The 8,909-nt window shown below is 49.4% G+C and carries 9 protein-coding genes; 5 read left to right on the forward strand and 4 right to left on the reverse strand.

Features of this window, described 5'->3' with window-relative positions; translation table 11 throughout:
- Positions 1–18: 18 nt before the first annotated feature.
- Entirely contained in the window at positions 19–846 is an 828-nt protein-coding gene (locus PLA23_RS04485) for a CBS domain-containing protein (RefSeq protein ID WP_324331242.1), read from the forward strand.
- Here PLA23_RS04485 and PLA23_RS04490 read toward each other — a convergent pair.
- The 3 genes from PLA23_RS04490 to PLA23_RS04500 all read right to left on the reverse strand — a co-directional run bounded on the left by PLA23_RS04490 (position 819) and on the right by PLA23_RS04500 (position 3,598).
- Positions 819–1,997, reverse strand: coding sequence for a nucleotidyltransferase family protein (locus PLA23_RS04490; protein ID WP_324331240.1), 1,179 nt, complete (start codon positions 1,995–1,997; stop codon positions 819–821). The genes PLA23_RS04485 and PLA23_RS04490 overlap by 28 nt on opposite strands.
- 66 nt (positions 1,998–2,063) lie before the next feature.
- The gene (locus PLA23_RS04495; RefSeq protein ID WP_324331238.1) at positions 2,064–2,384 is read right to left on the reverse strand and encodes a hypothetical protein; all 321 of its coding nucleotides are present in this window, start codon (positions 2,382–2,384) and stop codon (positions 2,064–2,066) included.
- Positions 2,385–2,428: 44 nt separating this feature from the next.
- The gene (locus PLA23_RS04500; RefSeq protein ID WP_324331237.1) at positions 2,429–3,598 is read right to left on the reverse strand and encodes a redox-regulated ATPase YchF; all 1,170 of its coding nucleotides are present in this window, start codon (positions 3,596–3,598) and stop codon (positions 2,429–2,431) included.
- Between the two features lie 39 nt (positions 3,599–3,637).
- Here PLA23_RS04500 and PLA23_RS04505 point away from each other — a divergent pair, with 39 nt between their 5' ends.
- Both PLA23_RS04505 and PLA23_RS04510 read left to right on the forward strand, forming a co-directional pair.
- A complete protein-coding gene (locus tag PLA23_RS04505) occupies positions 3,638–4,228 on the forward strand; it encodes a pyruvate kinase alpha/beta domain-containing protein (protein WP_324474172.1) in 591 nt (196 codons plus the stop codon).
- Positions 4,228–5,082, forward strand: a complete 855-nt coding sequence (locus PLA23_RS04510; RefSeq protein WP_324474174.1) for a hypothetical protein — start codon at positions 4,228–4,230, stop codon at positions 5,080–5,082. Before PLA23_RS04505 ends, PLA23_RS04510 begins: the two co-directional genes overlap by 1 nt.
- Here the strand turns inward: PLA23_RS04510 and PLA23_RS04515 are convergent, their stop codons facing one another.
- Positions 5,083–6,288 carry a TIGR00297 family protein gene (locus tag PLA23_RS04515; RefSeq protein WP_324331892.1) on the reverse strand — a complete coding sequence of 402 codons (1,206 nt, stop codon included), beginning with the start codon at positions 6,286–6,288 and terminating at the stop codon, positions 5,083–5,085. It abuts the gene before it with no gap.
- A gap of 96 nt (positions 6,289–6,384) precedes the next feature.
- Between PLA23_RS04515 and PLA23_RS04520 the strand changes: the two genes are divergently transcribed.
- Together PLA23_RS04520 and PLA23_RS04525 are read left to right on the forward strand one after the other, a co-directional pair.
- Complete coding sequence (locus PLA23_RS04520; RefSeq protein ID WP_324331891.1) at positions 6,385–7,455, forward strand: hypothetical protein; 1,071 nt, start codon at positions 6,385–6,387, stop codon at positions 7,453–7,455.
- A gap of 90 nt (positions 7,456–7,545) precedes the next feature.
- Positions 7,546–8,909: class I tRNA ligase family protein (locus tag PLA23_RS04525; RefSeq protein ID WP_324474175.1), on the forward strand; the 1,364-nt coding region annotated here is incomplete at its 3' end.

Here is an 8,909-nt window from a genome sequence, read left to right on the forward strand (position 1 = left end):
AAGGGTAAGTAGATTCGTATGGAAAAAAAGAGGGTCCGTGATTACATGACCACCGACGTGGACACGATCGCCCTGACGGCGACCGCGCGAGAGGTCATCCATGCAATCAAGGTCACCTCTCATGACGGGTTTCCGGTGGTTGACGGAAATATTGTTGTCGGATATATTGCTGCACGAGATCTTCTCTTTGTGCATCCGGATACGCCGGTCAAAGAGATCATGAGTCACCATCTCATCGTTGCTGACCCGGAGATGGCGATCAGTGATGTGGCACGGGTTATCATCCGCTCCGGGATTCAGAAACTGCCGGTCGTAAATGAGAAAAATGAACTGTTAGGAATCATCTCAAACACCGACGTGGTGCGATCCCAGATAGAGCATGTCTCTCCTGAAAAAGTCTATAAGCTGATGGACACTATCGAGCGGCTCCATGAAATAAAGCCACACCTCTCAAAAGGACCGGTACAAGTCAATATGCTCCTTCCCACCCAGTCTCGGATCTATATGGACGAACTGGAGGGTCGGATTTACGAGATTAAGAAGGGGCTTGCCGAACCGGTTATCGTAATAAAAAAACCCGGCCGTCTTATTCTGGTTGATGGACATCACCGGGCGGTTGCAGCACGCCGGCTTGGGATCAAGATCCTGGAGGCATATATCATTGAGATCATGGAGGATCTTGAACTGGGTCTTGAACGGACGGCAAAGGCGATGAACCTGAAGACCATTGATGATATTCAGATCATGGACTATGCCCGCCATCCGCTTATTGCAGGAACACACCGGTTCGGAGGAATAGGGTCAGTTAACCCGGATACTCAGGAACCTTCACACCGGGTATCATAAGCATCGTTCAGCATATGTTCGGTCACGGCTGTACCATCAGGTAGTACCATATCCGGCCATATCCGAATATTTGAGTGGACTGTGATCCTGTTTCTGATGACCGTTCTGGGTCCGACGACAGATCCATGTTCAATGCTGCATGAATCGCCTATCATTGCATCATTATCGATGATCGCTCCGGAAACAGACGTTCCCTGGCCGATGACCACCCGGTTATAGAGCGACGAGGAGAGTATTCTGACATTATTGCGGATGATACAGTTCTTTCCGATCGATGTGTACGGCCCTATGAGAACATTATCACCGATCGATGTCCCGCTTCCAATGGCAACCGGTCCGATTATCCTGCTGTTATATCCGACATAGATAGATCCACCAAAGTCGACCGGACCCTGGATATGGGCATTTTTGATATCCATGTCACCGGAGATATTTGCATAGCTCATCTCCTGGAGGAGCCACTTTTCAGCCTGCCGTAAGGAGGCCGGACTACCGACATCAGACCAGTTACCCCTGGCAAGCCAGCCGTCAAGAATCATCCCTTTTTCCATTAAAAGCGGGAAGAGATTCTTTGCAAAGTCAAACTTCACACCGTCCGGGATATATTCAAAGATATCCGGAGAACACACATACATACCGGTTGAGGCAAGGTTTGAGAAGATCTCTCCAGGCCCAGGTTTTTCTCTGAACCGGCGAATCCGGTTGTCCACATCAATCTCCGCAATACCATACTCGGACGGATCATCCACACTGATAAGGCCGATTGTAATAATCGGTGAGTTTTTCAGATGGTCGCGGTAAAACTCCAGAAGATTGATGTCAGTGAGATGATCCCCGCCGACAACCAGAAAGGGTTTCTCTCCCAGCTGATGTCGGGCATTTTTCACACTTCCGGCTGTTCCGAGCTTTGACTCCTCATACACATAACTGATCCTGGCACCAAACAGGGCTCCGTCTCCAAGAGCCTGCTCTATGGCATCGCTCTTGTATCCTACCGTGATAATGATGTCATGAAATCCGAGGTTTGAGAGATGGGATACCAGATGTTCTATTGAAGGTTTGTTGACGATTGAAATACATGGTTTCGGGCGTTCAAAAGTAAGCGGACGAAGACGTGTTCCTTCGCCGCCGCACATAATACAGACCTTCATATCGAGTATGTAGGATCTGCGGACATTTAAGAGTATAACAGATTCAAAAGAGCGGAAGAAAAATGATTACAGACTGTCCAGACTGACTGAGTCAAAGTCCTGAACAACCTCTGATATTTCTTTTACACCAAATGCAGTCTTTACCGCAGTTATTTCAAGTTCTGATGCGATACTGCACATGTAATCCAGCACATCAATAGAGAGCTCCTTTTTCACCTTGCTCTGTTTTAACTGCTCAACCAGGTGCCCGATCGTCTCCACATCTTCACCGCGTAGCTTGGCGAGGCTGATGACACACATGTATATCCGGGTAAGATTCCTGTCGGTACCCGTGATCGTGTCAAAGAAATTCTTTAAAACCTGGGCCTGATACACCTCGCCGCCCATAGATAATCCATACTATTATCTCATTAGTATAAAAAGATGCGGATTTATTTCGCTGTACTGACGATCTTGATAATGTCACCGTCTTTTAAGACCGCACTCTCTTTTATCCGCATTTTTGTTTTTGCATCGATAGCATACAAAAATCCTTTCCCGATGTCTGAATGCACCTGATAGGCGAGATCGTGAGGTGTTGAACCTTTCTTCATCAAAAAGGCATCAGGAAGCACCCGTCCCTGCCCGTCGGTCAGGTGCGTCTCATCCTCGACCGGATACAAAACAATCATATCCAGCAGTTCAAAGACTGCCCGGTTGATGATCTCCTGCACCCCGGTTCCCCCATGCTCATCCATGTATGCTTTCATCTTCATAAGACCGGCTTTCTGGGCCTCACTGAGTCTTCCCTCATCAGGGATTGAGAATGTCGCATCACCGGGATGATACGAGATCAGGTGTGATGCTGCGGCGGTCCGGAGAGCAAGCTCAGCAGCACCCGACGTTGGGATGGCACCTGAGCTCTTCACCCGGGAAAGCATATCAGGTGAGGCCAGGTCTGCCTTATTACCAGCGACGATCATCGGTTTTGCTTCCCGCATGAGGATTTTGGAGAACTCAATCAGGTCAGCGGCGGCAGTCAGCCGAAGATCAATTCCTGCCTCACGCTCAGCCTCCATAACATGCTCTTCCCGTATGGAAAGGCCGGCCAGGATCTCGGCAAGACCGGTGTAAATCGAGAATGATCTGGACTGGGCCTGTCGCTGCATCTTTGGCCAGTGCTTCTCGATGATTCCATGCAACCACATTGCCATCTCGGTCTTGAGCATGGGGATCTCCTCAAGGGGATCATGGGTCCCCGGATTATCCGGATTTCCCTCAATGTCGGTGCTCCCACTCGCGTCAATGACCTGGATGATAGCATCAGCCTGCCGGAGGTGATCAAGGAACTGGTTTCCCAGACCCTTCCCGGTATGTGCTTCGGGCACAAGGCCGGCAACATCGATCAGGTGGACACCAATATATCTGATACCATCAGTGCAAACGCCACACCGGTGCGCAAGACTCGTACACGGACAGGGAACCCGGACATAGGCAACCCCCCGGTTTGCATCAATTGTCGTGAACGGATAATTGGCGATTTCGGCCGGGGCCATCGTTGCAGCCCGGTATAATGTCGATTTACCACAGTTTGGTTTTCCAGCAAGTGCGAGGGTTATCATAGATGGTCCTCAAATCCCAGTGCGAACTAACAGGTATGTATGGGATACTGCACCAAAAAAGTGTATTATTTTGATAAACCAGGTGAAGGTAATACCAGGGATGCAATCAGGATTGGTGCTGAACGTGCACAGGAACTTGGAATTTCCACGATTATTGTGCCAAGTACGAGTGGCAGGACCGCCCGCGTGGCATACGAAGAACTAAAGGATACTCCCCTTCGGCTCGTGATCGTAACCCATGTTGTCGGATTTTCCACCCCTGGAGTCTGGGAGTTTGATGATGAACTTGCTGCAGATCTGAAAAAAGCAGGGGTGACCATTATTACCGGGACTCATGTCCTGTCCGGTCTGGAACGCGCATTTTCTTCCTCTCCCAAAGTTTCCGGGGGATCACGAAGTGAGGCTGTTGCAGAAGCGTTTCGCAGAATCATCGCAGTCGGACTGAAGGTCGCCATTGAATGTACCTTGATTGCAGCAGATCAGGGAGCAGTGGATGTCACCAAAGAACTGATCGCTCTCGGTGGAACTGCCAGCGGTGTTGATACCGTCTGTGTGATCAGACCGTCGCATACCCAGCGGTTTTTTGATCTTCAGGTACGTGAGATAGTCGCAATGCCACGGGATCGTTGATGATGTTCCATTTACTTGTATTTTGCATAAAAAACACATTCCGACACCTTCGTACACGGCCGGTTGTCTGGATTCCCGGTGTATATGCAGGATGTATTGCGGCCCTTGTCATCTGGCTTGAGTTCACCGGCGGGATGTTTCTTGCAGGAAAGATAGCAATGCTCGGTGCTGTTGCATTTCCTTTCTTTCTGAGTATTTTAAATTATCATCTTGAACATGATGAGATAAACCCAAAGATGCTGATGACCGTCGGTCTTCGCGGGTATTTTCCAATCATCCTTCCGGTCGTCATTCTTGCCGGGATTGTCGCTGTTATGGCAGTACTTCTCAGTGTTCCTCTGTCCATTATGGGATACGGGGATGACACCTATGCTCTGACCGGACTTATGCTTGGGATTGGCATACCTGCATTTCTCTTTTCGCTCTACATCGACAATGTCGCCGTGTGTGAACGGACAAAGATTTTTGATACGTTAAAACGGAGCATGGAACTGGTAACGGGCAAAATTTTTACGGCGATATGGTTCTTTCTCATCAGTGGAATCGCGACCATCATAACAGCCCTTTGTGGGGCATTCCTCTGGGGTGCGATCCTTTCTGAACGGTTCACACAGTTTACCAGTATGAATCTTACACAACAGCAGGAGTTGTTTTCAACCTATACGCTGACCGACTGGCAAAACCTCATTGGACCTGAGGGGACACTCGTAACGGCTCTGGTCTGTGGCCTTGTCACATTCCTGCTGGTCCCGTTTTGGTTTACGTTCAAGTATGAGTGTTACCTTGACGCGACTGATGTGGTATGGGTCATGCCGCCAGAGGATATTGACCAGATGAGAGTATTTAAAAAGTAATTATCCGGAAAAAAAGGATAAAATTCCCCAGAGTACGGCGGTAATGACTGCTCCGCCCAGGGTTGCAAGGAAATTGGTCCCTGCATTTCCCCACCAATGCTTATTTTCACACAACTCTCCAATCAGGCTGTCAAGATTTGTGCCGATAAACCCACCGATCATAGCGGCAACAAATATAGAAAAATCAGCAACACCAAGCAGTACGGCACATGCGGATATAAAAACTGCCCCAAAGAGACCGGCGACTTCTCCAAGAAATGACACCCCGCCGTTTGTCCCTTCAGGTACCGGTTGAAATGTGGTGATAAGGCGTGGTTTTCCGGAACATACGCCAATCTCTCCTGCGACCGTATCAGCTGCGGCAGTTGCAACACTCCCAAGATATGCTGCTACAAAGACCGGATGCTGTGTCACCCCGTACCCTATCGCAGCACAGACTGATACCAGACCGTTTGCAAAAACATTAACATAGCCTCTCGCACCACCCCGTGCCTCCTCTACATGCAGGCTCTTTTTATAATCCATCTGATATTTGGTAGCGATGGCCCCCACAATGAAGAATGCAAGCATGATCAAAAACCATGAAATATTCGCAAAAACGATGAGAATTATTCCGACAAGTGCAGCAGAGAAGAGTCCAGGAATGTCAGCGGTCTTCAGCCGGTAGGCAAAATAACTAAACCCGAATGCAATAACCACAGCAGTTCCGACCAACGGGAAAGCAGCCTCATACTCAAGATCCTCAATGAGGAGCATAACCATCGCAACCGAGACCAGTTGAATGGCAACCGCGTTTTTCTGTGAACCCAGAATGGAATGGAGCAGAACACAGACCGTTGCTCCAACAACCGCAGAAAGCCAGGACGAAACACCCAGATACTCCATGACAAATGCGGTGATAAGAAGACCACAGATCAGGGACAACGCGTACTCGATGGTTTTCCCACCGGTCAGGGAAAAAACCAGTTCCTTTGTCGCAACGATAAGGATCGCCGCATATAATACAAAAACCGGAAGAATGCCGATCAGACCCAGAAAACCGATCGCCCCAAGTGCTATGGACAGCCATTTTTCTGCGGTCTTAAACCAAAGGGACAAGGCTGCTATGATGACCAGAAGACCGGGGATTCCAGGTGGGAGATAGGGGGATAGTATCAGGAGAAGAACCGCCAGAGCAAATGCAATCCATCTCACTGTATCGAACATAGGGTACGTATTTGGTTATTCAGTGAATAAAATCTCTGCAGAACAGATGAAAACGCTATAACCTCCGGAGCCGATGGATACGAAGGTGAACAACCTGTGACAGACAGGAATACTCACATCATTATACAAAAAACAACCCTCATCATCGCCCTTGTTTTTATCCTGGTGATCGCAGGATCAGCAGCACCGACCTATGCACCGACGGAAGGGAAAAATCCCCTGAAGGTTTATTTTACTTTTCCCGGAGGAGAGGAGTGTGACAGAGTCACCTGGACATTCGGGGATGGAAATTCTTCTCATGCGATCACAACGGATCATACCTACTCTTCCCTTGGCATGTACTATCCGACCTGCCTGTGTGAACTTCCCGGGGCGAATGTCTCCTACACCTATGATTATGTGTACGTGATCCCCTGGTCATCCAGCATCAGGGACAGTCCCACAGGTGGACGACCAAAACAGACCGTGGTAACCAGGACCTCAGAAGGGCTGAGTGCCGGCTCCCTGAAAAAACAGGCAGAGGGACTTGCTGCAATCGGGGAGATGCGGTATGCAGCAGATGCATATGCAGATCTGAAAGGACAGACAACGCTGGATGCAGATACCTTTGCCACCTATGGTGATGTCCTGGCAGGCCTGGGGAGGCTGTCTGATGCGGAAACAGCATACCGAGAATCACTTGCCGGAAATGAGTCTGCGCCGGTTTTAAAGAAACTGGCAGGGGTTCTCTTCTCTCTTGGGAAGACGAAAGAGGCCATTGATACCATGAACAAAACCCTTTCTCTAACCCCGGATGATGCCGGTGCATATGCATCATATGCAGCATTCCTTTTGAAAGCAGGAAAGACTTCAGAGGCACTGGATGCATATAACCAGTCATTTCGGCTTTTGGATGCACAACCCGCACTCTGGAACGAGTATGCAGATCTTCTCTCCTCCATTGGCAGACTGAATGAGGCGGCATATGCATATGATCGTGCCATATCCCTCGGCATGTATGGTTCAGATATCTGGAATAATTATTCACGGGTTTTGCAGAAACTGGGGAGGAAAGAGGAGGCACAACGGGCGAAAGAACAGGCGATGAATACCTATGTGCCCATCTCTTCATCAATGTTTGGTTCCCGTGACAGCATTCCATCGTGTGGTATCGGCTCACTCTGCTGATAACCTTTTTTTCAACACCCCCACTTTGGGGATCTCCACGGACTGACTTTCCATCATCTACATTACCCTTTACCCCCAAACGTATGGGCAATGTCTCGGGTCTTGCGGGAGCTTCCCAAAACCTATGAATATCGTGATGTGGAAGCACGATGGCAGCAGACGTGGAAGGATGAAGACGTCTACTTCAAAGAGGGCTCTGAAAAACCACAATTTGTCATTGATACCCCACCACCATACCCCACCGGGGAGTTTCATATCGGTAATGCATTTAACTGGTGTTATATTGACTTTTTAGCCAGATACAAGCGGATGAAAGGGTACAATGTCATGTTCCCCCAGGGATGGGACTGTCATGGCCTTCCAACCGAGGTAAAGGTTGAAGAGATTCACAAAATCACAAAGAATGATGTTGATCGTCAGAAGTTTCGTGAGATGTGCCGGGAGCTGACGATAGGAAATATCAAAAAGATGCGGGCATCCATGCGGAGGATGGCCTTCTCCATTGACTGGAGTCATGAATATATCACCATGATGCCGGAGTACTTCGGTAAGACCCAGCTCTCATTTCTGCGGATGTACCATGCAGGGCAGATCTATCAGTCCGATCACCCGGTCAACTTCTGTCCCAGATGTGAGACTGCCATAGCGTTTGCCGAGGTCAATTACAGCGACCGGACGACAAAACTGAATTACTTCAACTTCTCCGGGCTTGAGATCGCAACATCCCGGCCGGAACTGCTTGCTGCCTGTGTGGCTGTTGCTGTCCATCCTGATGATAAGCGATACAAGGGACGCAGCGGTGAACAGCTTACGGTCCCGTTGTTCGGTCATACGGTTCCCATTATCTGTGATGAGGCTGTTGATCCCACCTTCGGTTCAGGGGCGGTCATGATTTGTACCTTTGGTGACAAACAAGATGTCATCTGGTGGAAGGTTCATAATCTCCCGCTTCGAAAGGCAATCGATAAGACCGGCCATATGACCAGTATAGCCGGCAAGTACGAAGGCCTTGATACGACTGCCTGTCGTGAAGCGATCCTCGCAGATATGAAGGCAGAGGGAATCCTGATCCGCCAGGAACCCCTTGAGCAGCGTGTCGGAACCTGCTGGCGGTGTAAGACCCCCATAGAAATCCTCTCTGAGCACCAGTGGTTTGTGAAGATCCCCCACGAAGCAGCACTACGGGCCGCAAAAGAGGTCAGATGGTATCCTGAGCATATGTTCCTGCGAATGGAGAACTGGATCTCCCAGATGGAGTGGGACTGGTGTATCTCACGGCAGCGTATCTTTGCCACTCCCATCCCGGTCTGGTTCTGCAAGGACTGTGGAGAGATCATATTGCCGATGGAGAGTGAGCTTCCCGTTGACCCGACGGTGGATACTCCAAAACGGCCATGCCCGAAATGTGGCAGTACACAGTATATCCCTGAGACAGATGTGCTCGATACCTGGAT

The sequence above is a fragment of the Methanospirillum sp. genome (genome assembly GCF_035406105.1).
Lineage (GTDB): Archaea > Halobacteriota > Methanomicrobia > Methanomicrobiales > Methanospirillaceae > Methanospirillum.